The organism is Streptomyces sp. NPDC013317 (genome assembly GCF_055563155.1).
The window spans coordinates 104231-130446 of the sequence record NZ_JBVHDX010000007.1 but is presented as its reverse complement, the minus strand read 5'-3'; the positions used below and the strand labels follow the sequence as shown (position 1 = coordinate 130446).

General features: G+C 73.2%; 22 protein-coding genes. 15 read left to right on the top strand and 7 right to left on the bottom strand.

Going from position 1 to position 26216, the window contains the following annotated elements:
- Positions 1-44 precede the first annotated feature (44 nt).
- From ACZ3IJ_RS19930 to ACZ3IJ_RS19895, 8 genes are all read left to right on the top strand, one after another.
- Positions 45-833 (top strand): TIGR03084 family metal-binding protein, encoded by a 789-nt coding sequence (locus tag ACZ3IJ_RS19930; protein WP_467469916.1) that lies wholly within the window; start codon positions 45-47, stop codon positions 831-833.
- The gene (locus tag ACZ3IJ_RS19925) at positions 834-2531 is read left to right on the top strand and encodes an acyclic terpene utilization AtuA family protein (RefSeq protein WP_467469914.1); all 1698 of its coding nucleotides are present in this window, start codon (positions 834-836) and stop codon (positions 2529-2531) included. It begins immediately after the preceding gene.
- Positions 2532-2550: 19 nt separating this feature from the next.
- Positions 2551-4149, top strand: coding sequence for an acyl-CoA carboxylase subunit beta (locus ACZ3IJ_RS19920; protein WP_467469912.1), 1599 nt, complete (start codon positions 2551-2553; stop codon positions 4147-4149).
- Between the two features lie 8 nt (positions 4150-4157).
- Positions 4158-6080: an acetyl/propionyl/methylcrotonyl-CoA carboxylase subunit alpha gene (locus ACZ3IJ_RS19915; RefSeq protein WP_467469910.1), complete on the top strand. Its 1923-nt coding sequence runs from the start codon at positions 4158-4160 to the stop codon at positions 6078-6080.
- Positions 6077-7210, top strand: a complete 1134-nt coding sequence (locus tag ACZ3IJ_RS19910; protein ID WP_467469908.1) for an acyl-CoA dehydrogenase family protein — start codon at positions 6077-6079, stop codon at positions 7208-7210. Before ACZ3IJ_RS19915 ends, ACZ3IJ_RS19910 begins: the two co-directional genes overlap by 4 nt.
- Positions 7211-7271: 61 nt before the next feature.
- Positions 7272-8849, top strand: a complete 1578-nt coding sequence (locus ACZ3IJ_RS19905) for a 4-coumarate--CoA ligase family protein (RefSeq protein WP_467469906.1) — start codon at positions 7272-7274, stop codon at positions 8847-8849.
- Positions 8850-8868: 19 nt separating this feature from the next.
- The gene (locus ACZ3IJ_RS19900) at positions 8869-9576 is read left to right on the top strand and encodes an enoyl-CoA hydratase family protein (RefSeq protein WP_467469904.1); all 708 of its coding nucleotides are present in this window, start codon (positions 8869-8871) and stop codon (positions 9574-9576) included.
- The gene (locus tag ACZ3IJ_RS19895; protein WP_467469902.1) at positions 9564-10142 is read left to right on the top strand and encodes a TetR/AcrR family transcriptional regulator; all 579 of its coding nucleotides are present in this window, start codon (positions 9564-9566) and stop codon (positions 10140-10142) included. The genes ACZ3IJ_RS19900 and ACZ3IJ_RS19895 overlap by 13 nt, the downstream gene beginning before the upstream one ends.
- Positions 10143-10199: 57 nt before the next feature.
- On the opposite strand, the gene ACZ3IJ_RS19890 is transcribed toward ACZ3IJ_RS19895, so the two are convergent.
- Complete coding sequence (locus tag ACZ3IJ_RS19890; protein WP_467469900.1) at positions 10200-11951, bottom strand: FAD-dependent monooxygenase; 1752 nt, start codon at positions 11949-11951, stop codon at positions 10200-10202.
- 356 nt (positions 11952-12307) lie between these two features.
- Here ACZ3IJ_RS19890 and ACZ3IJ_RS19885 point away from each other — a divergent pair, with 356 nt between their 5' ends.
- On the top strand, positions 12308-13360 hold the full coding sequence (locus tag ACZ3IJ_RS19885; RefSeq protein ID WP_467469898.1) for an isopenicillin N synthase family dioxygenase: 1053 nt from the start codon (positions 12308-12310) through the stop codon (positions 13358-13360).
- A 295-nt stretch (positions 13361-13655) separates the two neighbouring features.
- Here the strand turns inward: ACZ3IJ_RS19885 and ACZ3IJ_RS19880 are convergent, their stop codons facing one another.
- The gene (locus ACZ3IJ_RS19880; protein WP_383171123.1) at positions 13656-14765 is read right to left on the bottom strand and encodes a citrate synthase 2; all 1110 of its coding nucleotides are present in this window, start codon (positions 14763-14765) and stop codon (positions 13656-13658) included.
- 285 nt (positions 14766-15050) lie between these two features.
- Here ACZ3IJ_RS19880 and pdxH point away from each other — a divergent pair, with 285 nt between their 5' ends.
- Complete coding sequence (gene pdxH, locus ACZ3IJ_RS19875; protein ID WP_467470266.1) at positions 15051-15755, top strand: pyridoxamine 5'-phosphate oxidase; 705 nt, start codon at positions 15051-15053, stop codon at positions 15753-15755.
- On the opposite strand, the gene ACZ3IJ_RS19870 is transcribed toward pdxH, so the two are convergent.
- The gene (locus ACZ3IJ_RS19870; RefSeq protein WP_467469895.1) at positions 15747-16628 is read right to left on the bottom strand and encodes a winged helix-turn-helix transcriptional regulator; all 882 of its coding nucleotides are present in this window, start codon (positions 16626-16628) and stop codon (positions 15747-15749) included. The two genes, pdxH and ACZ3IJ_RS19870, sit on opposite strands and share 9 nt — an antisense overlap.
- 185 nt (positions 16629-16813) lie before the next feature.
- Between ACZ3IJ_RS19870 and ACZ3IJ_RS19865 the strand changes: the two genes are divergently transcribed.
- The 3 genes from ACZ3IJ_RS19865 to ACZ3IJ_RS19855 are packed head-to-tail and all read left to right on the top strand — an operon-like array spanning position 16814 to position 19411.
- Positions 16814-17617: an ABC transporter permease gene (locus ACZ3IJ_RS19865; RefSeq protein WP_467469893.1), complete on the top strand. Its 804-nt coding sequence runs from the start codon at positions 16814-16816 to the stop codon at positions 17615-17617.
- Between the two features lies 1 nt (position 17618).
- The gene (locus tag ACZ3IJ_RS19860) at positions 17619-18593 is read left to right on the top strand and encodes an ABC transporter ATP-binding protein (RefSeq protein ID WP_467469891.1); all 975 of its coding nucleotides are present in this window, start codon (positions 17619-17621) and stop codon (positions 18591-18593) included.
- On the top strand, positions 18590-19411 hold the full coding sequence (locus ACZ3IJ_RS19855; RefSeq protein WP_467469889.1) for an ABC transporter permease: 822 nt from the start codon (positions 18590-18592) through the stop codon (positions 19409-19411). Before ACZ3IJ_RS19860 ends, ACZ3IJ_RS19855 begins: the two co-directional genes overlap by 4 nt.
- Positions 19412-19420: 9 nt before the next feature.
- Here ACZ3IJ_RS19855 and ACZ3IJ_RS19850 read toward each other — a convergent pair whose 3' ends face one another.
- From ACZ3IJ_RS19850 to ACZ3IJ_RS19840, 3 genes are all read right to left on the bottom strand, one after another.
- Positions 19421-21238 carry an FG-GAP repeat domain-containing protein gene (locus ACZ3IJ_RS19850; protein ID WP_467469887.1) on the bottom strand — a complete coding sequence of 606 codons (1818 nt, stop codon included), beginning with the start codon at positions 21236-21238 and terminating at the stop codon, positions 19421-19423.
- Positions 21239-21623: 385 nt separating this feature from the next.
- Entirely contained in the window at positions 21624-21830 is a 207-nt protein-coding gene (locus ACZ3IJ_RS19845; RefSeq protein ID WP_467469885.1) for a DUF397 domain-containing protein, read from the bottom strand.
- Complete coding sequence (locus ACZ3IJ_RS19840) at positions 21823-22614, bottom strand: helix-turn-helix domain-containing protein (protein ID WP_467469883.1); 792 nt, start codon at positions 22612-22614, stop codon at positions 21823-21825. Before ACZ3IJ_RS19840 ends, ACZ3IJ_RS19845 begins: the two co-directional genes overlap by 8 nt.
- Positions 22615-22857: 243 nt before the next feature.
- Between ACZ3IJ_RS19840 and ACZ3IJ_RS19835 the strand changes: the two genes are divergently transcribed.
- Positions 22858-24255: a PAS domain-containing protein gene (locus ACZ3IJ_RS19835; RefSeq protein ID WP_467469881.1), complete on the top strand. Its 1398-nt coding sequence runs from the start codon at positions 22858-22860 to the stop codon at positions 24253-24255.
- Positions 24256-24281: 26 nt separating this feature from the next.
- On the opposite strand, the gene ACZ3IJ_RS19830 is transcribed toward ACZ3IJ_RS19835, so the two are convergent.
- On the bottom strand, positions 24282-25049 hold the full coding sequence (locus ACZ3IJ_RS19830) for an SIS domain-containing protein (RefSeq protein WP_467469879.1): 768 nt from the start codon (positions 25047-25049) through the stop codon (positions 24282-24284).
- 160 nt (positions 25050-25209) lie between these two features.
- Here ACZ3IJ_RS19830 and ACZ3IJ_RS19825 point away from each other — a divergent pair, with 160 nt between their 5' ends.
- A complete protein-coding gene (locus ACZ3IJ_RS19825) occupies positions 25210-25902 on the top strand; it encodes a metal-dependent transcriptional regulator (RefSeq protein ID WP_352190820.1) in 693 nt (230 codons plus the stop codon).
- The last annotated feature ends 314 nt before the right edge of the window (positions 25903-26216 follow it).

Below are 26216 nucleotides of genomic sequence, written 5' to 3'. Positions count from 1 at the left end.
GCCATGCTCCTCGGCACACGCCCGTGTCCCGAGGGGAGCGAACCGTGTCCGACCCCGTCGTCGTACTCGACGATCTGCGCAGTGAGAGCGAGGACGTCGACCGGCTCGTACGGGAGCTGAGCGACGACGGATGGGCCGTGCCCACCCCCGCCGCCGGCTGGACCGTCGCCCATCAGATCGCCCACCTCGCCTGGACCGACCGGGCCGCCCTGCTCGCCGTCACCGACCCCGAGGGGTTCGGCGCCGAGGCCGAGAAGGCGCTCGCCGCGCCCGACACGTTCGTCGACGAGGGAGCGGAGGCGGGGGCCGCGCTGCCGCCCGCCGAACTCCTCGGGCGGTGGCGCGTCGGACGCGAGCGGCTGCAGATGGCCCTGCGCACCGCCCCGCCCGGCGCCCGCTTCCCCTGGTACGGGCCGCCCATGAGCGCCCCCTCGATGGGTACCGCCCGGCTCATGGAGACCTGGGCGCACGGCCAGGACGTCGCCGACGCCCTCGGCGTCGTCCGCGAGCCGACCGCCCGGCTGCGCCACGTCGCCTGGATCGGCATCCGGGCCCGCGACTACGCCTATCTCGTCCGGGGGGTCACCCCGCCCGCCGAGCCGTTCCGGGTCGAACTGGCCGCCCCCGACGGCCAGGAGTGGGCGTACGGACCCGAAGACGCCGCCCAGCGGATCACCGGCCCCGCCCTCGACTTCTGCCTCCTCGTCACCCAGCGCGTCCACCTCGACGACACCGCGCTCGATTCCGAGGGCGCCGACGCCGCGCACTGGCTCACCATCGCCCAGGCCTTCGCCGGCCCCGCCGGCACCGGCCGCGCGCCGCAGGGGGCGTAGGTGGACCTCCTGCGCATCGGCAACGCCTCCGGCTTCTACGGCGACCGCTTCGACGCCGTCCGCGAGATGCTCACCGGCGGCGAACCGGGCTCCCTCGACGTCCTCACCGGCGACTACCTCGCCGAACTGACCATGCTCATCCTCGGCCGGGACCTCCTGAAGGACCCGAAGGCCGGGTACGCCAAGACGTTCCTGCGCCAGATGGAGGAGGGCCTCGGCCTCGCCCACGAGCGCGGCGTCCGGATCGTCACCAACGCGGGCGGCCTCAACCCCGCCGGTCTCGCCGAGGCCCTCGACGCGCTCGCCGCCCGGCTCGGCCTGCCCACCCGGGTCGCGTACGTCGAGGGCGACCGGCTGCCGCCCCGGGACGGAGTCCTGACCGCCAACGCCTACCTCGGCGGCGCCGGGATCGCCGCCTGTCTGACCGCCGGCGCCGACGTGGTCGTCACCGGCCGCGTCACCGACGCCGCCCTCGTCACCGGCCCCGCGCAGTGGCGCTTCGGCTGGGGCGCGCAGGAGTACGACAAGCTGGCCGGAGCCGTCGTCGCCGGACACGTCCTGGAGTGCGGCACCCAGGCCACCGGCGGCAACTACGCCTTCTTCACCGCCCACGACCGGCGCGCGATGCGTCGCCCCGGCTTCCCGGTCGCCGAACTCCACGAGGACGGCAGCGCCGTCATCACCAAGCACCCCGGCACCGGCGGCGTCGTCGACCTCGGCACCGTCACCGCGCAGCTCCTGTACGAGACGTCCGGCGCGCGCTACGCCGGTCCCGACGTGACCGCCCGGCTCGACACCGTACGGCTCACCCAGGACGGGCCGGACCGGGTGCGGATCGACGGCGTACGGGGCGAGGCCCCGCCGCCCACCCTCAAGGCCGGGCTCACCCGGATCGGCGGCCACCGCAACGAGGTCGTCTTCGTCCTCACCGGGCTCGACATCGAGGCCAAGGCCCAACTCGTCAGGGAGCAGGTCGAGGACGCCTTCGACCACTCCAAGTCCCGCCCCGCCGAGGTCCGTTGGGAGCTGGCCCGGACGGACCGGGCGGACGCCGGCACCGAGGAGACCGCGAGCGCGCTCCTCCGGCTCGTCGTCCGCGACCCCGCGCCGGAGCCCGTCGGCCGCGCCCTCAGCGGCGCCGCGATCGAACTCGCCCTCGCGAGCTATCCCGGCTTCCACGTCACCGCCCCACCCGGCAGGGGCGCGCCCTACGGCGTCTTCGAGGCCGTCCACGTCCCCGCCGCCGACGTCCCGCACACGGCCGTCCTGCCCGACGGGAGCCGCGTCGGCCTCCCCGTACCCGACCGGACGCGGGAGCTGGAGCCGGTCGACGCGCCGCCCCTGCCGGAGCCGCTCCCGCAGGGGCCGACGCGGCGCGTGCCGCTCGGCCGCCTCGCCGGGGCCCGCAGCGGCGACAAGGGCGGTGACGCGAACATCGGCGTCTGGGTCCGGACCGACGCCGCGTGGCGATGGCTCGTCCACACCCTCACGGTCGAACGCCTCACGCGGCTCCTCCCGGAGACCGCCGACCTGGACGTCGTCCGGCACGTCCTGCCGAACCTGCGCGCCGTGAACTTCGTCGTGACCGGGATCCTCGGCGAGGGCGTCGCCTCCCAGGCCCGCTTCGACCCGCAGGCGAAGGCCCTCGGCGAGTGGCTGCGCGCCCGCGAACTCGACGTACCGGAGGAACTCCTGTGACCGCCCCGGAGGAACTGCTGTGACCGTCCTCGCCACCGCCCTCGACACGGGCGGACCCGACTACGCGGCCCATCGCGCCGCCATGCTCGACAAGCTGGCCGCCCTCGACACCGAGCACGCCAAGGCGCTCGCGGGCGGTGGCGAGAAGTACGTCGCGCGTCACCGGGGGCGCGGCAAGCTGCTCGCCCGCGAGCGGATCGAGCTGCTCGTCGACCCCGACTCCCCGTTCCTGGAGCTGTCCCCGCTCGCCGCCTGGGGGAGCGACTACCCCGTCGGCGCGTCCATCGTCACCGGCATCGGTGTCGTCGAGGGCGTCGAGTGCCTGATCACCGCCAACGACCCGACCGTGCGCGGCGGCGCCTCCAATCCGTGGACGCTGAAGAAGGCCCTGCGCGCCAACGAGATCGCGTACGCCAACCGCCTCCCGGTCATCTCGCTCGTCGAGTCCGGCGGCGCCGATCTGCCCTCCCAGAAGGAGATCTTCATCCCCGGGGGCGCGCTCTTCCGCGACCTGACCCGGCTCTCCGCCGCCGGCATCCCGACGATCGCCGTGGTCTTCGGCAACTCCACGGCCGGCGGTGCGTACGTCCCAGGGATGTCCGACCACACCGTGATGATCAAGGAGCGGTCGAAGGTCTTCCTCGGCGGTCCGCCGCTGGTGAAGATGGCCACGGGCGAGGAGAGCGACGACGAGTCGCTCGGCGGCGCCGAGATGCACGCCCGCACCTCCGGCCTCGCCGACCACTACGCCGTCGACGAGGTCGACGCCCTGCGCCAGGCCCGGCGCATCGTCGCGCGCCTCAACCACCGCAAGGCGCACGCCGATCCGGTCCTCGCCGAGCCCCCGAAGTACGACGAGGAGGAGCTGCTCGGGATCGTTCCCGGGGACCTGAAGACCCCCTTCGACCCGCGCGAGGTGATCGCCCGGATCGTCGACGGCTCCGACTTCGACGAGTTCAAGCCGCTGTACGGGCCGAGCCTGGTGACGGGCTGGGCGGAGCTGCACGGCTATCCGGTGGGCCTCCTGGCGAACGCCCAGGGCGTGCTGTTCAGCGCCGAGTCGCAGAAGGCGGCGCAGTTCATCCAACTGGCCAACCAGCGCGACATCCCACTGGTCTTCCTGCACAACACCACCGGCTACATGGTCGGCAGGGAGTACGAGCAGGGCGGCATCATCAAGCACGGCGCGATGATGATCAACGCGGTGTCGAACTCGCGCGTGCCGCATCTGAGCGTGCTGATGGGCGCGTCGTACGGCGCGGGGCACTACGGCATGTGCGGCCGGGCCTACGACCCGCGCTTCCTCTTCGCCTGGCCGAGCGCCAAGTCGGCCGTCATGGGCCCCCAGCAGCTGGCCGGCGTGCTCTCCATCGTCGCGCGCGCGAGCGCCGCCGCGAAGGGGCAGCCGTACGACGACGAGGCCGACGCGGAGCTGCGCGCCATGGTCGAGGCGCAGATCGAGTCGGAGTCGCTGCCGATGTTCCTGTCGGGGCGGCTGTACGACGACGGCGTCATCGACCCCCGCGACACCCGCACGGTCCTCGGGCTGTGCCTGTCCGCGATCCACACGGCACCGGTCGAGGGCGCGCGCGGCGGCTTCGGCGTCTTCCGAATGTGAGGCGAGTGATGATCTCCAGGCTGCTGGTCGCCAACCGGGGCGAGATCGCCTGCCGGGTGTTCCGCACCTGCCGCGAGCTGGGCGTCGGGACCGTCGCCGTGTACTCGGACGCGGACGCCTCCGCCCTGCACGTACGGGAGGCCGACGCGGCCGTACGGCTGCCGGGGGCGACGCCCGCCGAGACGTATCTGCGCGGGGACCTGGTGGTGAAGGCGGCGCTCGCGGCGGGCGCGGACGCCGTGCACCCGGGATACGGCTTCCTGTCGGAGAACGCGGAGTTCGCGCGGGCCGTCCTCGACGCCGGCCTGGTCTGGATCGGCCCTCCGCCGGAGGCGATCGAGGCGATGGCCTCGAAGACCCGCGCGAAGGAGGTCCTCGGAGTCGAGCCCCTGGTGGACGTCACCGAGGCGGACCTGCCGGTCCTGGTGAAGGCGGCCGCGGGCGGCGGCGGCCGTGGCATGCGGATCGTCCGCGAACTGGCCGCGCTCGAGGAGGAGATGGCGGCCGCCTCGGCGGAGGCGGCGAGCGCGTTCGGGGACGGCGAGGTGTTCGTCGAGCCGTACGTGGAGAACGGCCGCCACGTGGAGGTGCAGATCCTCGCCGACGCGCACGGCACGGTGTGGGCGCTCGGCACCCGCGACTGCTCGCTCCAGCGCCGCCACCAGAAGGTGATCGAGGAGGCGCCGGCGCCGGGTCTGCCGCCGTCGCTGCTCGCGGAGCTCCATGACCGTTCGGTGTCGGCGGCGAAGGCGGTCGGGTACGTCGGCGCGGGCACGGTCGAGTTCCTGATCGCCGACGTCCCCCGAACTCTCGGCTCCGCTCGAGCAGGGGGGACCCCCAAGGCGCACTTCCTGGAGATGAACACCCGCCTCCAGGTGGAGCACCCGGTGACGGAGGAGGTCCACGGCGTGGACCTGGTGGCCCTCCAGATCACCGTCGCGGAGGGCGGGCCGCTGGCCCCGGAGCCGCCCGCCGCGCGGGGCCACGCGATCGAGGCCCGCCTCTACGCGGAGGACCCGGCCTCGGGCTGGACCCCGCAGACGGGCACGCTGCACACCCTGGAGTTCCCGGCGGGCGTCCGTGTCGACACCGGTTACGTCTCCGGCGACACGATCGGCGTGCACTACGACGCCATGCTCGCCAAGGTCGTCGTCCACGCGGCCACCCGCGCCGAGGCCGTGCGCAAGCTCGCCCACGTGCTGGAACGGGCCAGGATCCACGGGCCCGTGACCAACCGCGACCTGCTCGTGGCGAGCCTGCGGCATCCGGAGTTCGGCGACCCCGCCCGTCTCGGCACCGGGTTCTACGAACGGAACCTCGACGCGCTCACCCAGGCCCCGCCCGGCGAGGCGTACGCGGCCGTCGCCGCCGCGCTCGCGCAGGCCGCCGCCCACGGGGGCCGGTTCGGCGGTGGTTGGCGCAACGTGCGCTCGCAGGACCGGATCGCCGCGTACGGCGAGCACGAGGTCCGCTACCGGCCCACCCGCGAGGGGTACGCCGTCACCGCCCCCGAGGGCGTCCGGCCCGTGAACGTCACCCCCGATCGCGTACGGCTCGAAGTCGACGGTGTCGTACGGGACTTCGAGGTCGCCCGGCACGGCGACACCGTGTACGTCGGCCCGCACCGGCTCACCGCCGTACCCCGCTTCCCCGACCCCACCGAGCAGCGCGAACCCGGCTCCCTGCTCGCTCCCATGCCCGGCACCGTCGTCCGCGTCGCCGAAGGCCTCGCGCCCGGCGCGCACGTCACCGCCGGGCAGCCGCTCCTCTGGCTCGAGGCCATGAAGATGGAGCACCGCGTCGTCGCTCCCGCCTCCGGCACGCTCACCGCGCTCCACGCCGCCCCCGGCCGCCAGGTCGAGGTCGGCGCCCTGCTCGCCGTCGTACAGCAGTCCGTACAGACCGAAGCACAGGAGGACCAGACCGTATGAGCACCATGATCGAAAGCGAAGAGCTCACCGCGCTCCGGGCCGCCGTCGCGGCGCTCGGACACCGCCACGGTCCCGGCTTCGACCGTGCCGCGCTCTGGGCGGAGGCGGGCAAGCTCGGCTACCTGGGCGTGAACCTGCCCGAGGAGTACGGCGGCGGGGGCGGCGGCATGGCCGAGCTGTCGATCGTCCTGGAGGAGGCGGGGGCCGCCGGAGCCCCGCTCCTGATGATGATCGTCTCGCCCGCCATCTGCGGCACGGTCATCGCCCGCTTCGGGACCGAGGAGCAGAAGGCGGCCTGGCTGCCGGGCCTGGCCGACGGCTCGCGCACCATGGCCTTCGGCATCACCGAGCCCGACGCCGGCTCCAACTCCCACCGGATCACCACCACGGCCACGAAGACCGAGGACGGCTGGGTCCTCAACGGCCGCAAGGTGTTCGTGTCGGGCGTCGACATCGCCGACGCCACCCTGATCGTCGGCAGGACCTCCGACGCCAGGACCGGCAACCTCAAGCCCTGTCTCTTCGTCGTGGACCGGGACGCCCCCGGCTTCCAGCGGCGTCAGATCGACATGGAACTCGACGCGAACGAGAAGCAGTTCGAGCTGACCCTCGACGACGTCCACCTCCCCGCCGACGCCCTCGTGGGCGACGAGGACGCCGGCCTGCTCCAGCTCTTCGCCGGGCTCAACCCCGAGCGCATCATGACGGCGGCGTTCGCGATCGGCATGGGCCGCTACGCCCTCGCCCAGGCCGTGAAGTACGCCAAGGAGCGCACCGTCTGGAAGGCCCCCATCGGCGCCCACCAGGCCATCGCCCACCCCCTCGCCCAGGCCCACATCGAACTGGAGCTGGCCCGGCTGATGATGCAGAAGGCCGCCGCCCTGTACGACGCGGGCGACGACATCGGCGCGGGCGAGGCCGCCAACATGGCCAAGTACGCCGCCGGAGAGGCCTGCGTGAAGGCCGTCGACCAGTCCGTCCACACCCTCGGCGGCAACGGCCTCACCCGCGAGTTCGGCCTCGCCCGCCTGATCGCCGCCTCCCGCGTCGCCCGGATCGCACCGGTCAGCCGGGAGATGATCCTCAACTACGTGTCCCACCAGTCCCTGGGTCTCCCCAAGTCGTACTGACCCGGTCCATCCTGACCCGGCACGCCATCTCCGCACCTTCCACCTCTCCCAGGGGGCACGCATGGTGTTTCACAGCGAGTACGCGGACGTCCCGGTCGTATCCCTCCCCATCCACGAGGCCGTCCTCGGCCGGTCCGCCGAGTTCGGGGACGCGCCGGCCCTGATCGACGGGGTGGGCGGGACGACCCTCAGCCACGCCCAGGTCGACGCCCTCCACCGGCGCGTCGCCGCCGGCCTCGCCGAGGCAGGGGTCCGCAAGGGGGATGTCGTCGCCCTGCACAGCCCCAACACCGTCCTGTTCCCCGTCGCGTTCTACGCGGCCACCCGCGCCGGCGCCTCCGTCACCACCGTCCACCCGCTCGCCACGCCGGAGGAGTTCGCCAAGCAGCTCCAGGACTCCTCCGCGCGCTGGATCGTCACCGTCTCCCCGCTGCTCGCCCCGGCCCGCCGGGCCGCCGAACTCGCCGGCGGCGTCGAGGAGATCTTCGTCTGCGACCAGGCACCCGAGGGCGAGTGGATCCGCTCCCTGCAGTCCCTGGCGGCCACCACCGCCCCCGAACCGGACATCGCCTTCGACCCCGACGAGGACGTCGCCGCCCTGCCGTACTCCTCCGGCACCACCGGAGTCCCCAAGGGCGTGATGCTCACCCACACCTCGATCGCCACCAACCTCGCCCAGCTCGACCCCCTCGTCCCCATGGGCCCCGGCGACCGCATCCTCGCCGTCCTGCCGTTCTTCCACATCTACGGCCTCACGGCCCTGATGAACGCGCCCCTGCGGCAGGGCGCGACCGTCGTGGTCCTGCCCCGCTTCGACCTGGACCAGTTCCTCTCGGCGATCGAGAAGCACCGCATCAACGGCCTGTACGTGGCTCCGCCGATCGTCCTCGCGCTCGCCAAGCACCCGGCCGTCGCCGACCACGACCTCTCCTCCCTGGAGTACATCGTCAGCGCCGCCGCACCGCTCGACGCCTCCCTCGCCGAGGCCTGCTCGGCCCGGCTGGGGCTGCCGCCCGTCCGCCAGGCGTACGGGATGACCGAGCTGTCGCCCGGCACGCACGTCGTGCCCCTCGACGCCGTCAGCCCTCCGCCCGGCGCCGTCGGCAGGCTGCTGCCCTCCACCGAGATGCGGATCCTGTCCCTCGACGACCCGTCGAAGGACGCCGCGCCCGGGGCCGAGGGCGAGGTCGCCATCCGGGGCCCGCAGGTCATGAAGGGGTACCTGGGACGCCCCGACGCCACCGCCGCGATGGTCGACGCCGACGGCTGGGTCCACACCGGCGACATCGGCCGCGTCGACGAGGACGGCTGGCTGTTCGTCGTCGACCGGGTCAAGGAACTCATCAAGTACAAGGGCTTCCAGGTCGCCCCGGCCGAACTCGAAGCCCTGCTCCTCACCCACGAGGGCATCGCCGACGCGGCCGTGATCGGCGTCACCGACGAGGAGGGCACGGAGATCCCCAAGGCATACGTCGTCCGGCAGCCGACCGCCCCGGGGCTGAGCGCCGAGGACGTCATGGCGTACGTGGCCGGAAAGGTCGCCCCGTACAAGAAGATCAGGCGCGTGGAGTTCATCGACGGAGTGCCGCGCGCCGCGTCGGGGAAGATCCTGCGTCGTGAGTTGAGGGACCGCGAGTGACCGAGCTGAGGGACGACGCATGAAGCTGGACGGTGGCATCGCCACACTGACGCTGGACTCCCCGGAGAACCGCAACGCGCTCTCGGCGGCGCTGGTCGCCGAGCTGGCGCAGGCGCTCGGCGAGTGCGGGCGGGATCCGGCCGTACGGGCGGTGGTACTCACCCACTCCGGCTCGACGTTCAGCGCGGGCGCCGACCTGAAGGCCCCGCCGAGCCCGTACGCCTTCGTGGACCTGCTCCGGCAGATCGTCGAGCTGCCCAAGCCGGTGGTGGGCGTGGTGCGGGGACACGTCCGGGCGGGCGGACTCGGGCTTCTCGGGGCGTGCGACATCGTGGTGGCCTCGGACGCGTCGGACTTCGCGCTCACGGAGGTACGGATCGGGGTCGCGCCCGCCGTCATCTCTCTGACGCTGCTGCCGAAGCTGGAGCCGCGCGCGGCTGCCCGGTACTACGTCACCGGGGAGCGCTTCGGGACGGCCGAGGCCCGGGCGATGGGCCTGGTGACCGCCGGCGAGGACGCCCTGGACGCGATCCTCGACGGGCTGCGCAAGGGTTCCCCGCAGGGGCTGGCCGAATCGAAGCGCCTGGTCACGGCTAAAGTCCTGGAAACCTTCGAACGCGAAGCGGAGGACCTGGTCCAGAGGTCGGCCACGCTCTTCGCCTCCGCCGAGGCACGCGAAGGGATGACGGCCTTCCTCGAACGACGGGACCCCGAATGGCGGTTGTGACCGGCCCGAAGCAGGACAGGAGCCGCGCCACCCGGCAGCGGCTCCTGGAGGCGGCGGTGTCCTGCCTGGCCGAACACGGCTGGGCGGGCTCCACCGTCGCGGCGGTCGCCGAGCGGGCGGGCGTCTCGCGGGGCGCGGCCCAGCATCACTTCCCGACCCGGGAGGACCTCTTCACGGCGGCCGTCGAGTACGTCGCCGAGGAGCGGTCGGAGGCGCTGCGCACCCTTCCGGCCCGCGACCGCCGCGAGGCCGTCTCGGCCCTGGTCGACCTCTTCACCGGGCCGCTCTTCCGAGCCGCCCTCCACCTCTGGGTGGCGGCGGCCCACGAACCGCAGCTCCACGCGCGCGTGACCGAGCTGGAGGCGCGTGTCGGCCGCGAGTCCCACCGCATGGCGGTGACCCTGCTCGCCGCGGACGAGTCGGTCCCCGGTGTGCGGGAGACGGTCCAGGGCTTCCTGGACATGGCCCGTGGCCTCGGCCTCGCGACCCTCCTGACGGACGACCGGGCCCGCCGGGACCGGGTGGTGGCCCAGTGGTCGAAGCTCCTGGACGAGGCGCTGGGCTGAGACGGGCAGGCCCGCCCGTCGGCTGCGGCCCGACAACGGACCCGTCGGCCCCGGCGGTCAGGACGGTACCGACAGGGCCGCGAGGTAGCCCGTCAGCGCCGCCGCCGTGCCGGCGAGCGGGAAACGGGCGCCGAGCTGTCCGTCCGGACGGACCAGGAAGCCGGTCGGGCCCTCGGGCCGGTAGAGCCGGGCGAACTCTCCCGCCGCGTCCAGGTAGAGCCCGTCGGCCCCGTCGGCGTCGGCGCCGCGGGCGAGCACGGCGACCGTCGCGAGCCCGCCCTCCGGCGCCGGGCCGCCCCCGCCGGACCGGCGGCCTGAGGCCGGGGCCAGGCCGTCCTCCGAGGCCAGACCGCCTTCCGTGGCGAGGCCGGTCTCCGAAGGCTCCCGTCCGCCGACGGCCGCGGCGACCACGGCGCCCGCCTCGGCGGCCCTGGCCAGCTCGGCGGCCTGGTCCGCGTAGAGCAGCAGGACGTGCCCGGTGCGGCCGCGCAGGACGTCGAGGAGCCGCAGCGGGTAGCCGGCGAGGGGAAGCGCCAGGCCGCCGCAGTCGGGGGCCCGGTCGCCGGGCTGGGGCGCGTCGTCCGGCCCGTAGGGGCTGCCCGCGAGCGGACCGCCCCGGTAGGAGACGAGCAGCTGGGCCTCCCGGAGCATCACCTTGGCCGGGTCCTCGGAGCCGCTCTCGATGCCCCGGTTCGCGTGCCGCACGGTCCGGCCCACGACCTCCTCGCCGACCGGGCGGCGTTCGGCGTCGTAGCTGGTGAGCAGCGCGAGCCCGGCCTCACCGCGTACGACGAGCGCGATCTTCCAGGCCAGGTTGCAGGCGTCCTGGATGCCGGTGTTCATGCCCTGGGCGCCGGTGGGCGGGTGGATGTGGGCGGCGTCGCCCGCGACGAAGACCCGGCCCTCGCCGTACCGGTCGACGATCCGGTGGCTGATGCGGAAGACGGATGACCAGCGCAGCGCGGAGACCCGGGCCGGGGTCGGGGCCAGCCGGTCGACGACGGCCTGGATGTGGGCCAGCTCGGGGACCCGGCCGCCCTCCAGGCCGTGCGCGACGCCGTCGCCCCGCGCCTTCCCCGCGCCGTCCGTGGACAGCTCGGCCGGCACGCTCATCGACATCCGGTAGCGGCGCGTTCCCGGCAGCGGGATGCAGACCAGCACGTCGTCGGTCGAGCCGTCCTCGGCGCGGCGCAGGGACCGCAGGCCGTACCCGTACGGCAGGTCCCAGTCGGTCTCGACGTCCCCGAGCATGTACTCCTCGGGGAAGGCCCCGCCCTCGTAGCTGAGGCCGAGCCCCTTGCGGACGGTGCTGTGCGCGCCGTCGCAGCCGACCAGGAACCGGGCCCGCAGCTCCTCCTCGGCGCCGGAGGCGGTACGGAGCCGGGCGGTCACCCCGTCCGCGTCCTGGGCGAACGACAGCAGTTCGGAGCCGCGCTCGATCACCGTGCCCAGACCCGCGACGTACTCCTCGAGGAGCCGCTCCGTCTCGTACTGCGGCAGCGCGGCGAACCGGTACGGGACCTCCGGCGGCAGGGCGAGCTCGAACCGGGCCTGCTCCCGGCCGTTGACGTAGACGAGCTGGCCGCGCAGCGGGACGGCGCGCTCCAGGACGGCGCGGGCCAGTCCCATCCGGTCCCAGATCTCCAGCGTGCGCGGCTGGACACCGACCGCCTTGGCGTACGGGAGGCGGGCCGGCAGTCGGTCGACGAGCCGGCACTCCACGCCGCGGCGGCGCAGCTCGGCGGCGGCGCTCAGCCCCACCGGGCCGGCGCCCACGATCAGTACGTCGGTCGTACGGGTCTCTGCCACGGGTGCCTCCCACCGCGTCGGGCCCCCGGACCGGTTCCGACCATCATGGTCACCCGCCGGGCGGCGGGCGGCGAGCCGGGCGGGACCGAGGGGGCGTCGCCGGCCGGGTCGGGCGCCGTGACCGACCCCACAGGCGGTCGTGACCCACGCCACATACGTCCCGGCCGCCCCGCAGTACGCTGGTTCCATGCTTCCGCTCGTACGCCGCCGCCACGTGGACTTCGTCCGCGTCACGAGCATGGGCTGTCGGCGCTCCGCCTGACCTCCGAGCCCCTCTCTTTCTCTTCAGGCACCCGCGCCCCCGCCCCATCCCCGGCGGTGCGCCCGGGCACCCGTACACCCCGCGGACGCACACCATGACGCACTCGTCGCACACCCAGCCGTACAGCTCCCAGCTCCCGATCGTCGACCTCTCCGCCGCCGACCGCGGCCCGCAGGACCGACGTCTCCTCCATGCCCAGCTGCACTCCGCCGCCCACGACGTCGGCTTCTTCCAGCTCGTCGGGCACGGCATCACGCAGGCAGAGACGGCGGCCCTCACCTCCGCGATGAAGGCGTTCTTCGCCCTCCCGGAGGCCGACCGGCTCGCCCTCGACACCACCAACTCACCGCACTTCCGCGGCTACACCCGCATCGGCGACGAGCGCACCGGCGGCTCCCGCGACTGGCGCGACCAGCTCGACATCGGCGCCGAGCGGCCCGCGCGCGTCCCGGGCCCCGGCGAGGCCCCGTACTGGTGGCTCCAGGGCCCGAACCAGTGGCCCGCCGCCCTCCCCGAGCTGCGCCTCGCCGCGCTCAACTGGGTCGAGCGGCTCAGCGCGGTCGCCCAGCGGCTGCTGCACGAGCTGCTGGCCTCGATCGGTGCGCCGACGGGTTTCTACGACGACATCTTCGGGGCGCAGGCCCATCCGCACCTCAAGCTGGTGCGCTACCCGGGCAGCGCCGGGGACGGCGCCGACCAGGGAGTGGGCGCGCACAAGGACTACGGCTTCCTGACGCTGCTCCTGCAGGACCACGTCGGGGGGCTCCAGGTCGAGCGGGAGGACGGCCTCTTCCACGACGTCCCGCCGCTGCCCGGTGCGTTCGTCGTCAACCTGGGCGAGCTTCTCGAGGTGGCGACGGACGGCTATCTGCGCGCCACCAACCACCGGGTGGTCTCCCCGCGCGGGGCGACGGAGCGCTTCTCGGTCCCGTTCTTCTACAACCCGAGGCTCGACGCCCGGATCGCGCCGCTGCCGTTCCCGCACGCCTCGACGGCGCCCGGGATCACGACCGACCCGGCGAACCCGCTGTTCGCCGAGTACGGCCGCAACGAGCTGAAGGGCAAGCTCCGCGCCCACCCGCTGGCCGCGGCCCGCCACCACGCGGACCTGCTCCTCGCCGAGGACCGCCGCCTCACCACGGCCTGACGCCCGGGGGCCGGGCCCGGCCTGACGTCCGGGCCCTGACCGCGCGCATCCCTGACGGGGCCGGGTTCCGGCCGAGAGCGGGCAGCCGAGCTTCGTGCCCGGGCTCCCGCGTCTTTCGGGCCCCGTGCCGGGGCTTCCGGGTCTTTCGGGCCCCGTGCCGGGGCTTCCGCGTCTTTCGGGCCCCGGGCCCCGACCGCCTCGCGTGGCCGAGCCCGGGACCGCGTGGCGGTCCCGGGCTCGGGCCGGGGCGGGCTGTGCGGGCCGGCCCCGGGAGAGTCGCTGCGCTGTTGCGGGCTCAGCCCGCGTAGGCCGCCATGTCGGCGTAGCCCGCGATCTCCTGCGGGTTGCGCTGGCCGGGGCCGATGTACCGCGCCGAGGGCCGGACCAGGCGGCCGGTGCGCTTCTGCTCCAGGATGTGCGCCGACCAGCCCGCCGTACGCGCGCAGGTGAACATCGACGTGAACATGTGTGCCGGGACCTCCGCGAAGTCCAGCATGATCGCCGCCCAGAACTCCACGTTCGTCGCCAGGACACGGTCCGGGCGGCGGTTGTGCAGCTCCTCCAGCGCCGCCTTCTCCAGCGCCTCCGCGACCTCGAACCGCGGTGCGGCCAGCTCCTTGGCCGTACGGCGCAGGACGCGGGCGCGCGGGTCCTCGGCGCGGTAGACGCGGTGGCCGAAGCCCATCAGGCGTTCGCCCTTGTCCAGCGCCTTCTTCACGTACGCGGTGGCGTCGCCGGTCCGCTCGATCTCCTCGATCATGCCGAGGACCCGGGACGGGGCGCCGCCGTGCAGCGGGCCGGACATCGCGCCCACGGCGCCGGACAGCGCCGCGGCCACGTCCGCGCCGGTCGAGGCGATGACGCGGGCGGTGAACGTGGAGGCGTTCATGCCGTGCTCGGCGGCGGACGTCCAGTACGCGTCGACGGCCTTGACGTGTCGCGGGTCCGGCTCGCCGCGCCAGCGGATCATGAACCGCTCGACGACCGACTGGGCCTTGTCGATCTCGCTCTGCGGCACCATCGGCAGCCCCTGGCCGCGCGCCGACTGGGCGACGTACGACAGGGCCATGACGGCGGCGCGGGCGAGGTCCTCGCGGGCCTGCTCGGCGTCGATGTCGAGCAGCGGCTTGAGACCCCAGACCGGGGCGAGCATGGCGAGCGCGGACTGCACGTCGACACGGATGTCACCGGAGTGCACGGGGATCGGGAACGGTTCGGCCGGCGGCAGACCGGGGTCGAACGCCCCGTCCACCAGCAGGCCCCAGACGTTGCCGAACGAGACGTGACCGACCAGATCCTCGATGTCGACGCCGCGGTACCGCAGGGCGCCGCCCTCCTTGTCCGGTTCGGCGATCTCCGTCTCGAACGCGACGACTCCCTCGAGCCCGGGTACGAAGTCGGACATCATGCGGCTCCTCAATCGATGATCAATCATCCGGCGGGTTGGCGGACCTTTCGGTCGGAAGGACCGGGAGGTCTGAGGGGGACCTGTCGGCCCGCTGAGGCCTCTTGGTCGGATATGAACAGTCGTCCAGCCCAAGAGTCTGTACGGTTCCGATGATGCGGGGAAGCGTGACATCCGGCACAGTGCGCCGATCCGGCGAGGAAGGATTAGCGGCACGTGATGCCGGGCAGGCTCCGCCTCTGCGGCAGGATGATTCCCGTGACCGACGCCTTCGATCCCGCCGACATGCGCGAGCAGTACCGCACCACGGAGCTGACTGTGGCCGACCTCGCCCCCGAACCGATCGAACAGTTCACGCGCTGGTTCAAGACCGCCGCCACGAACCCGGCGATCCACGAGCCGAACGCCATGATCGTCTCGACGGCGACGCCCGCTGGCCGCCCCTCCTCCCGCACGGTGCTCCTGAAGCACTACGACGAGGCCGGCTTCGTCTTCTACACGAACTACGGCTCCCGCAAGGGCGGCGAGCTCGCGGTCAATCCGCAGGTCTCGCTGCTCTTCCCCTGGCACCCGCTGGCGCGCCAGGTCATCGTCACGGGCCGCGCGGTCCGTACGGGCAGGGACGAGACCGTCGCGTACTTCCGGACCCGCCCGCACGGCTCCCAGCTGGGCGCCTGGGCCAGCCACCAGTCCGCGGTGATCGAGTCGCGCGAGGAGCTGCTCGCCCGGTACGAGGAGCTGGCGGCCCGCTACCCGGCGGACGAGCAGGTGCCGGTGCCGCCGGAGTGGGGCGGCATCCGGGTCGTGCCGGAGGCGGTGGAGTTCTGGCAGGGGCACGAGAACCGGCTGCACGACCGGCTGCGGTACGTACGCGAGGGCGACGGGGCCGACGCGGTGCGCGGGGGCGAGGACGCGGTGCGCGATGCCGCGGGTGGGGGAGAGGGCGTGGCGGGCGAGGCCCACTGGCGCGTGGAGCGCCTCTCACCCTGACAGCTTCGTCGCCTCCGCGAGCGCTTCCCCGACGGCGTGCGGGATGTCCGTGACCGGGAAGCGTGCGTGCCGTACGGTCCGGTCCCGGTCCACCACCAGCACCGCGCGCCTCAGCCGCAGCGCCTGACCGGCCGTGCGGAAGGTCGGCAGCCGGAGCGCCGCCGAGAGCCGGGCGTCCATGTCGGAGAGCAGCGGGAACGGGATGTCCTCGGCGGCGGCGAAGGCCCGCTGCTCGTCGGGTCGCTGCGTCGAGACCCCGTGGACGGCGATCCCGGCCGCGGTGAAGTCTCCGTACGCGTCCCTGAACAGCCGGTTCTCCAGGGTGCAGCCCACCGCCCCGGGGATGTCGTCCCAGCCTTCGGGCAGCGGGCTCGGCCGCCCGGTGGCGGGGTAGCAGAAGAGGACGGTGGCGGCGGCGTCCGGGTCCACGGGGTCCCGCTCGGCGCCGGTGTGCGCGGGCAGGGTCAGGCGCGGCAGCCGGGTGCCGGGCAGCTCGTGGACGCGGACGGCCTCGGCGCTGCCCTCGTCCGCGGAGCCGGTGAGGGTGCCGTCGCCGAGCAGCCAGCGGTCGGACCAGTCCTGCATCGCGACCAGGACGGGGAGGAGGGCACGCCCGGCCGGGCTGAGCCGGTACTCGTGGCGCACCGGTCCCTCCTGGTACGGCACCTTGTCGAGCACGCCGCTGTCGACGAGGTGACCGAGACGCTCGGCGAGGACCTTGCGGGAGATGCCGAGCTCGCCCTGGAGCTCGTCGAAGCGGTGCCGGCCGCGCGCGGTCTCCCGGACGAGCAGCAGGCTCCACCAGTCGCCGACGACGGCGGCGGCGTGGGCGATCGCGCAGGCGGCGTCGCGCTCGGGCACGGCTCGGACCATGCGCTCCTCCTCGGTCGGGCAACCGCTCCATCTTGCGCCATCGAGTGAGTTCCCGATAGAAACTCAGTGTAAGTTCCGAAAGGGAACTCGCGCGTCGAGCAGCAGAGACCGATCGCGGAGTTCCGTCGGAATCCACGGAGATCCACGTTGATCCACGGAGATCCACAGGGGGAGGGATCACCCGCATGCCCATAGCCCGGGCCACCGCCTGGCGCACCTGGCAGATGACCCGCCGCGCCTACCCATGGACCTACGCCGTCGGCACGGTCCTGCCCGCCGCGCTCGCCATCTCACTGGCGTACCTCGGCTACCACGTCGTCGGAGGCGGAGCCGTCGCCGACGACTTCGCCACGGGCAGCGGCACCACCGCCTACCTCGCCTACATCGTCGTCGGCGCCACCGCCTTCCAGTTCACCGTCCGCCTCATCCTCTGGTCCGCCAAGGCGCTGATCACCGAGCAGCGGGAGGGCACGCTCGGCGCCCTTCTCGTCGCTCCGGCCGGCCGCTTTCCGTACCTCGCCGGCTTCACCGCCTTCGCCGTGCTCAGCAGCCTGGTCGAGTTCCTCGCGCTCGGCGTCTTCGTGGCCCTGCTGGGGCTCTCCGTCCCCGTGGCCTCCGCCGCCGGGCTGCTCCTCGGCGTCCTCGCCCTCGCCGGTGCGGTCTTCGCGCTCTCGGTCGGGCTCGGCGGGCTGATGATCGCCGCCGGCGAGGCCCACATCTCGCAGAACACCGTCTTCATCGTCCTCGGCCTCGTCGGCGGCTTCACCTTCCCCCGCGCCTACCTGCCCGAGCCCGTCCAGTGGTTCGCCGAACTGCTCCCGACGACCGCGGCGACGGACGTCCTGCACGCGGCGACCACCGGCGGCCAGTCGCTGCCCGACCTCCTGCCGAGGCTGGCGGTGGGCGTCGCGGTGAGCGCCGTGTACCTGCTGCTCGGCCTGACGTACCTGCCGCGGGCCGAGGCCCGGGCCGTAGAGAGGAGTTACTGACATGACGGGCATCCAGGTGCGCGCGCTGCGCAAGGACTTCCCCGTACGCGACAAGGGCTTCTTCGGCCCGCGCTCGCTCAAGCGGGCGGTCGACGGCCTCGACCTCGACATCCCGCCCGGCCGGATCACCGGCCTCCTCGGCCTCAACGGCGCCGGCAAGACCACCACCATCAAGGTCCTCGCCACCCTGCTGCGCCCCACCTCCGGACAGGTCACGGTCGACGGCCTCGACACCGTCGCCGACGCCCGCGCCGTCCGCCGCCGCATCAACCTCATCGCGGGCGGCGAGCGCATGGTCTACACGCGGATGACCGGCCGGGAGAACCTCTGGTACTTCGGCCAGCTCTACGACGTGCCCAAGCGTGAACTGCGGCCCCGGATCGACGAGCTGCTGGCCCTCGTCGGCCTGACGGACGCGGCGGACACCATGGTCGAGCGGTACTCGCGCGGCATGACCCAGCGCCTCGCCATCGCCCGCGGGCTGATCAACCGGCCCGCCTACCTCCTGCTCGACGAGCCGACCCTCGGCCTCGACGCCCCGATCGCCCGCGACCTGCGCCGCGTCGTCGCCCGCCTCGCCGAGGAGGGTACGGGTGTTCTCCTCACCTCCCACTACCTCGCCGAGGTCGAGGAGCTCTGCGGCCACGTGTACGTGATCTCCGCGGGCCGCCACCTCGCCGAAGGCAGCCCGGCGGAGCTCAAGGCGGCCACCGGCAGCCACCGCACGATCCGCCTCACGGTCACCGACCCGAGCCCGGCGACCGCCGCGGTCGCGGAACGCTTCGGCGCGGCTCGCGAGCCCCTGCCCGAGGGGGCCGAGCTGATCACCCTGCGCCACCCGGACGACATGGCGGGCCCCCTCGCCGCGGCCGTCGTCGCGGCGGGCGGCTCGATCGGCGGCCTGGAGATCGCGGAGGCCAGCCTGGAGGACGCGATCCTCGCCCTCGCGGAGACCGGCGAGGAGGCCCTCGTATGAGCCACGCGCTCAGGGTCTTCGCGGCGGAGGCGCTGAAGCAGCACCGCCGCCTCTTCGGCCAGCCGCTCGTCGCCTTCTCGATGCTCGTCTGGCCGGTGCTCCAACTGGCCACCACCTACTACACGCTGCGCCCCGTCGCCACGGCCTCGCCGGCCGCCGCGAACTGGCCGCTCGCCGCCGACCCGGACCGCCTCCTCGCCTTCCTGGCCACCGGCACCCTCGCGTACGCCTTCTTCTTCTCCCTCGTCCAGAGCGCCTGGCACTTCTCCTTCGAGCGCTCCACCGGCACCCTGGAGCTGCTCTTCCTCTCTCCGGCCGGCCGCCTCACGCTCATGATCGCCAACGGGGCGGGAGCGCTCCTCCAGAACGCCTGGCTGCTCACCTGCTTCACCGTCGCCGCCCTCACCGGCTTCGGCGCGCTGTCGGTCTCGGCCTGGTGGATGTACGCGGTGGTCTTCCTCGCCCTGCTCGTCCCGGCGGTCGCGTGGGGCGCGTTCCTCAACAGCCTGCTGGTCTTCTCGCGCGACTCGGCGTTCCTGTACACGATCCTCGACGAGCCGCTCTGGTTCGTCTCGGCCGTCCGCCTGCCGCACTTCGCCCTGCCGACCGCGATCCAGGTCGTCGGCGCGGCCTTCCCGCTCACCGGCAGCCTGATCGCCGTCCGCGGAGCCCTCCTGGAACACCGCACGCTCACGGACCTCGCGCCGGCACTCCTCGGCCTCACGGCCCTGAGCGCCCTGCTCCTGGGGGCCGCCGCGCTCGTCCTCCGCGTGGGCGAGGCCCGCTCACAGCGCACGGGGCGGCTGTCGATGGCCTAGTGCGGCTGATCAGCTCATGTGGTTGTACGTGGCCCCCGCGTGGACGTCGGTGACCTTGCGGGAGTGGAACGGCCGGTGGCGGTCGCCGGTGCCGGAGTACAGGTAGACGGACTTCGAGCCCGGGTGGACGGCGAAGAGATCGGCCTTGCCGTCGTGGTCGGCGTCCCCCGCGCTGAGGAGCTGGGAGTAGATCTGCCAGCCGCCGCCGATCTTCGTGCGCTGGACGAAGGTGCCGTCGCCCCTGCCGAGGTAGAGCCAGAGGACGCCGTTCCTGTCGCGGGCGACGAGATCGCCGGCCGGACCGCCGGCGAGGTTGCCGACGGCGACGAGCTGGTCGTAGATGCTCCAGCCGCTGCCGATGCGCGTGCGGGCCTCGAAGGGCCGGTTGGCGTCGCCGGTGCCCGCGTACAGCCAGAGGACTCCGGCCTTGTCGATGGCGACGACGTCCGCGCGTCCGTCCGAGTTCAGGTCACTGCCGCCGGTGAGGGTGGCGTACGTCTGCCACCCTCCGCCGACCCGCTGGCGCCCATGGACGCCGCCTCCGCCGTGGAGCTGGGGCATCCAGAGGACGCCGTCCTTGTCGCGGGCGATCACATCCGCGGTCACGCCCCACCCGACGATGTTCCCGACGACCTCGATCTTGTCGTAGACCTGATAGCCGGTGCCCAGGCGGACCGGACCGGAGCCCTTCCCGAGGTCGTCGGTCCACAGCGCGCCCTTGGCGTCCCGGGCGAGCACGTCCGGAAGGCCGTCGGCGTTCACGTCGTGCATCACGGAGGTGTCGGACCACTGGCGACCCAGGAGCCGGACGACGGGCCGGCCGTCGGCCCCGAGCGTGAGGCGGAAGACGCCGGTGACGTCGCCGCTGCGGCCTTGCGTGATCTTGACCGAGCCGTCCGGGGTGGCGGTCGTCCCGAAGGCGTGGTCGAGCACCTGGACCGTCTCGCCCGACCGCAGATGGCGGGCGGTCCCGTCGAGCATCAGCCAGTCGCCGAGCAGCTCGATGTCCAGTGGGTAGGAGGCGGTCCTGTCCGGGACGGGGACGACGCTCTCCGCCCCGGTCGTCCGGTCGCGGACGACGACCCGGAGGGTGTCCGCGCCGGTGTCGGCCTCGACCCAGGCGAACTGCCCGGCGGAGAGGGCGACATCGCGGTTCCGTGCGCCCTCCGGGTACGGGAACGTCTCCGTGACGGAGGCCGTGGCCAGGCCGACGAGCGCGCGCCGCTGCTCGCGCTCCGCGGTGCCGTAGGTGAGCAGGCCGTGCCCGGCGTCGAGCGGCGTCACCTTCTCGTACGAGGTCCCGGTCGGCAGACCGGTCACACTACGTTGGCCGGAGCCCTTCGTCTGCAGGTACAGCCCGTCACGCGCGGTCACGAAGACCGCCTCACCGGCGGTGCCCTTGTACTCCAGGTCCAGCGTGCCGGGTATCTCGTCCGGGCCGAACGACTCCCCGGTGGCCATGTCCGTGGCCGAGGCACCGAACCCGTCGGGGGAGACGACCATCAAGTCCCCGGATGCCTCGACGCTGCCCCGGAGTCCGGAGTACGCCCTGTCACGGCTCGCGCCCGTTCCGTACGGGGTCCATCGCAGCGTCCTGGCGAACTCGTCGTCGCTCGGGACCATCGTGATGTACCCGGTTGCGCTCGCGCTCAGCAGCGCGGCGCCGGGCACGACCGTACGGACCTCGATCGGGTCCGCCGCGGCGACTGTCCGGAGGGAGACGGTGGCGCCTGCCGGCGCGGCGGTCAGGAGGCCGGCGCCCAGGGTGACGGCGAGGACCGTGGCGACGGCGGCGCCGAGGCGGCGGGGCATGCGTACGGGAAGCAAGAGGTGTCCTCCTGGGCGGCTGGGCGGTCGCACAGAGGTGCGCGCCACCCGGTTCGACCACCGAACAGAAGAACTGGTTGTACGCAGGGGGCCCGGAAGATCGACCCAAGAACGCAGACGACCCGTGGGCCTTGGTCCCGTCCGCTCGAGTTCGGACGGGAGCCGGCCGGACTTACCGGCGGCCCACGGGTCGGGTGACTGCTTGGGTGTCGACAGGTGACCTGCCGAGGTGCACAGAGTGCGACGGCAGGCCGTTAGCCCGCAGTCACCTCACGAGTCCGAAAAGAAACCATTTTTTCGGATCACCTCCTTTCGCGTGTGCTCCACACCCTAGGAGCCCTTCCGCGAAGCCTCAAGCTATTTTTCTCCGGCTTCGGACCGCCGGTCAGCCTTTGAGCCCGGCGACGAACGTCGACCAGACGGAGTGCGGGAAGACCAGGGCAGGGCCCCCGAGCGACTTGGAGTCGCGGACGGGGACGCCGGCGGGGTGGTGGTCGATCACCTCGACACAGCTGCCGCCCTCGTTTCCGCTGTAGGACGACTTCCGCCAGCCGTTCAGGGCGAAGGAGTCGGGGATGGCGCGCTCAGTCATGGTGTCCGTAGTCCTTCGCTGTCGCTCGCAGCAGGGCGAGTGATTCCGTCAGGGGCAGGGCGTCGCTCAGCGCAAGATCGTAAGCGCCCTGGAGGCGCTCCACCACGGCCGGGGAGTCGTGCATCCTGCCGATGGAGACGCCCTCGCTGTAGGCCGCCGGGGGCTGGTCCTCGAACCACATCAGGGACAGCATTCCCTGGAGCAGGGGGTGGACACCCAGGCCGAACGGCAGGACGTGCACGCGGACCCGCTCCGTCTCCACCAGGTGCACGAGCCGCTCCAGCTGCTCGGCCATGACCGCCGGCCCGCCGACCCGGCGGCGCAGCACCGACTCGTCGAGCACGGCCCACACGACGGGCGTCACCGGATCGTCCAAGACCTTCGCGCGCTCGAGCCGGCCGGCGATGAAGGCGGCCTGCTCCTCTTCGCTCCTCGGCGGGAACGAGACGCCCAGGGCCGCACGGGCGTAGCGCGGCGTCTGGAGGATGCCGGGAACGCACGACAGCGCGAACTCACGGATCATCGTGGCCTGTTGCTCCAGCAGTCGAGCGGCCTCGAAGTAGTCGGCGAACGCTCCGTCCTCGCCGGGCCGAAACTTGCTCAACACGTCCGTGTTCAGCGCCCTGTCCAGCCGTTGCGCGTCCTCCTTCGACGGAACGCGCCGCCCCGCCTCGACGTGCGCGATGTGCGTGCGGCTCATGATCGTCGAGTCCGCCAGCTCCTGCTGCGTCAGCCCCGCCGCCTCGCGCCGCTCCTTGAGCCATTTCCCGTACGCACTGGCCATGCCCCACTCCCGTGCTCAACGCCTCGACCTGGTCTACCCACGCTCCGCGTCGGGGCATTCGGCACGCCCTCCGTTTCCCCGAACAGGCCGCGGGAGAGCGGCTCTTCCGGTACAAGGCGCCTCGCGTTCGTTTCCGGGACGCAACGATTTCATTGAACCGGGTGTGTCCTGCGTCACGTTCAAGTTGAATGATCTGAGGCGTGCGGATGCACGTGCGTACACCGTCCTGCAGGGGGTTCCGGGATGAGTGCTGCCAGGAGTGGGACCGCGGAGCGCCGGGACGCGGAGGGACCGGGGGCCGATCTGCTCGCCGCGCTCCTCGACGGAATGGACGCGGCGCTCTGCGCCTTCGACGCGGACGGCACCGTCACGCACTGGAACAAGGAGGCCGAGCGGATCCTCGGCTGGTCCGCCGACGAGGCCGTCGGCCGCCGGGGCTTCGAGGGGTGGGCGGCGCGGCCCGCCGACGCGGTCGAGGCGCTGGCCCGCCTGATGGCCGCGATGGAGGCGCCGGGGCGGCTCGTCCACGAGTTCGCGCTGGTACGGAAGGACGGCGGCCGCGTCCTCGTACGGACCCAGTCCGCCGGCGTGCGCGGCGCGGACGGGAAGCCCGCCGGGGTGTACTGCGCCTTCAGCGAGGTCCACGCGCAGATCGATCTGGAGCGCTCGATCGCGCTCAGCGAGGCGCTGTTCGAGGACGCGTCCTGGGGTGTGGTCCTCGTCGACGTGGACCTGCGCCCCACCGTCGTCAACGACCACGCCGCCCGGGCCATGGGCGCGGGCCGTACGACCCTGCTCGGGCGGCCGCTGGGGGAGCTGATCGTCCAGGGCGTGGAGGAGCTGGAGTCCGCGCTGGAGCATGTGCTCGCGGAGGGCGCGCCGAAGGGTGCGGCCGAGGTGTGGGTGACGCTCCGCTCGCCGGAGGGCGAGCGGCGGCGGTGCTGGCGCAGCGGGTTCGTGCGGCTGGCGTCGCCGCTCGCCGAGGAGCCGGTTCCGCTGGGCGTCGGCTGGCTCTTCCAGGACGTCACCGAGGAGCGGCTCGCCGAGCAGGAGGCGGACCGGCTGCGGTTCCGGTACAGCCAGCTGCACCGGGCGGGCGCCGTGGCGGCCGAGTGCGAGGACCCGAGGGAGGCGGCGACGGTCCTGCTCGACTTCGCCCTGGCGGGGTTCGCCGACCACGCGCTCGTCGACGTGGCGGCGGGGGAGCGCAGACTCGTACGGGTGGCGGCGACTCCGGCGGGCGAGCCGGGCCCGGTCGTCCCCGTCGCGGGCGGCGGCATCCCGCTGCGCTACCCCTCGGGCCATCCGGTGCTGCAGGCCCTCTCCCGTACGGGGCCGGTACGGGCGTCGGCGCCCCCCACGGCGGGTCCGCAGGCGGCCGAGGACTGGGCGACGACACGCCACTGGCCCCGTGACGCGGTCCACGCGCTCTGCCTGCCGCTGCGCAGCCGGGGCAGGACGGTGGGCGCGGTGACGTTCCTGCGCGGCGCGTCCCGTACGGCCTTCGAGCGCCCGGACGCGGTCTACGCGGAGGCGGTGGCGGTACGGGTGGCGGCCTCGCTGGACCTGGCGGGTCCGGGTTCGGGGTCAGGAGCCGGCCCTGGGTCCGGCTCCGGTCCGGGATGGCCCGGGCGGCGTTAGCCGGGTGGCCCGGGCTGCCGTCCCGGTCAGTGGCGGAAGAAGATCCGGTCGGCGTACTCGGTCATCACACGGCCGTTCCACTCATGCCCGCCGTCGACGTTCCCCGACCGCAGCAGCGGCGGCTCGATGCCCAGGCGGACCATCTCCTCGGCCGCCGCGGCCATCGTGGCCTGCATCAGGGCGCTGGTGACGACGGTCGAGGCGGGGGCGAAGGGCGCCTCGATGGCCTCGTGCGTCAGCTCGGCGTCGCCGATCGCGATCCGCGAGTCGAGGACGATGTCGCAGTGGTCCTTCAGGTACGACCCCGAGACGTGCCGGGACTTCGTCTCCGTCGCGTACGCCACCGACGTCACACCGATCACGGTGAGCCCGAGGGCGCGCGCGTTCATCGCCATCTCCACGGGCAGGGCGTTGCGGCCGGAGAGCGAGATGATGATCAGCACGTCGCCGGCCCTGGCGGGCGAGGAGTCGAGCACCGCTCCGGCGAGACCGTCCACACGTTCCAGGGCGGAGCCCAGCGTCGCGGGCATGACGTCGACGCCGACGACCCCGGGGACGGCCAGCAGGTTCATCAGGGCGAGACCGCCCGCGCGGTAGACGACGTCCTGGGCGGCCAGCGAGGAGTGGCCGGCGCCGAAGGCGAAGAGCCGGCCGCCGGCGGCGACGGCTTCGGCGATCGCGGTCCCGGCGGCGGCGATCTCCTCGGCGTCCTGGTCGCGGACCTGCCGCAGCAGGCCGATCGCCGCGTCGAAGAACTGTCCGGCCAGCTTGGACTCGCGCGCGCTGTCGCCCATACCCGAAGCTCCTTGTCGTCGTGTCGCGGATCACGGTGCGGTCTGGACCATTGCTCTGTCAATACCGCCTTTCCTCTTCGTTTCACCGGCGGGGCACGGTTGTCGGTGGGATGCGTAAGAATTGGTGCAGGGCCAGCGCACGACTCATCGAGGGGCACGTATGTCCGGACTGATCGACACAACGGAGATGTATCTCCGCACCATCCTCGAACTGGAGGAGGAAGGTGTGGTCCCCATGCGCGCCCGGATCGCGGAGCGGCTCGACCAGAGCGGCCCGACGGTCAGCCAGACGGTGGCCCGCATGGAGCGGGACGGTCTGGTGGCCGTCGCGAGCGATCGGCACCTGGAGCTGACGGACGAGGGCAGGCGGCTGGCCACGCGGGTGATGCGCAAGCACCGGCTCGCCGAGTGTCTGCTCGTCGATGTGATCGGTCTGGAGTGGGAGCAGGTCCACGCGGAGGCCTGTCGCTGGGAGCACGTGATGAGCGAGGCCGTGGAGCGGCGCGTCCTGGAGCTCCTGCGGCACCCGACGGAGTCGCCGTACGGCAACCCGATCCCGGGTCTCGAGGAGCTGGGCGAGAAGGCCGAGGCGGAGTCCTTCCTGGACGACTCGATGGTCTCCCTCGCCGACCTGGACCCGGGCGCGGACGGCAAGACCGTGATCGTGCGCCGGATCGGGGAGCCGATCCAGACGGACGCCCAGCTGATGTACACGCTGCGCCGCGCGGGCGTGCAGCCCGGCTCGGTCGTGAGCGTGACGGAGTCGGCCGGCGGCGTCCTGGTCGGCAGCAGCGGCGAGGCGGCCGAGCTGGAGCCGGACGTGGCGGCCCACGTCTTCGTGGCGAAGCGCTAAGGACCGTCCCGCGTCGGAAGCGGGACGCGGAGTCCCCGCGGGTTCGACGGGAGTTCCCGTGAGCCCGCGGGGACTCCGCGTTTCCGGGGCCCCGCGCGGGCCCGGATTCCCGCTCCCGCCCAGGTCCCGGGCCCGGTGGGGCCTTCGCGGCCCGTTTTACGGCGGAATCGCCACGCCCGTGGCCCTCGGCGTGCCACGCTGGGGGCAGCCGTACGGCCGGGGAGGGGTGGGTGCGATGGAGTCGTCCGGGGCGGTGCGCCGACAGACAGAGGGCCCCGGCGCCCATCGGCGCCGGGGCCTGTCCTCCCCTGTGC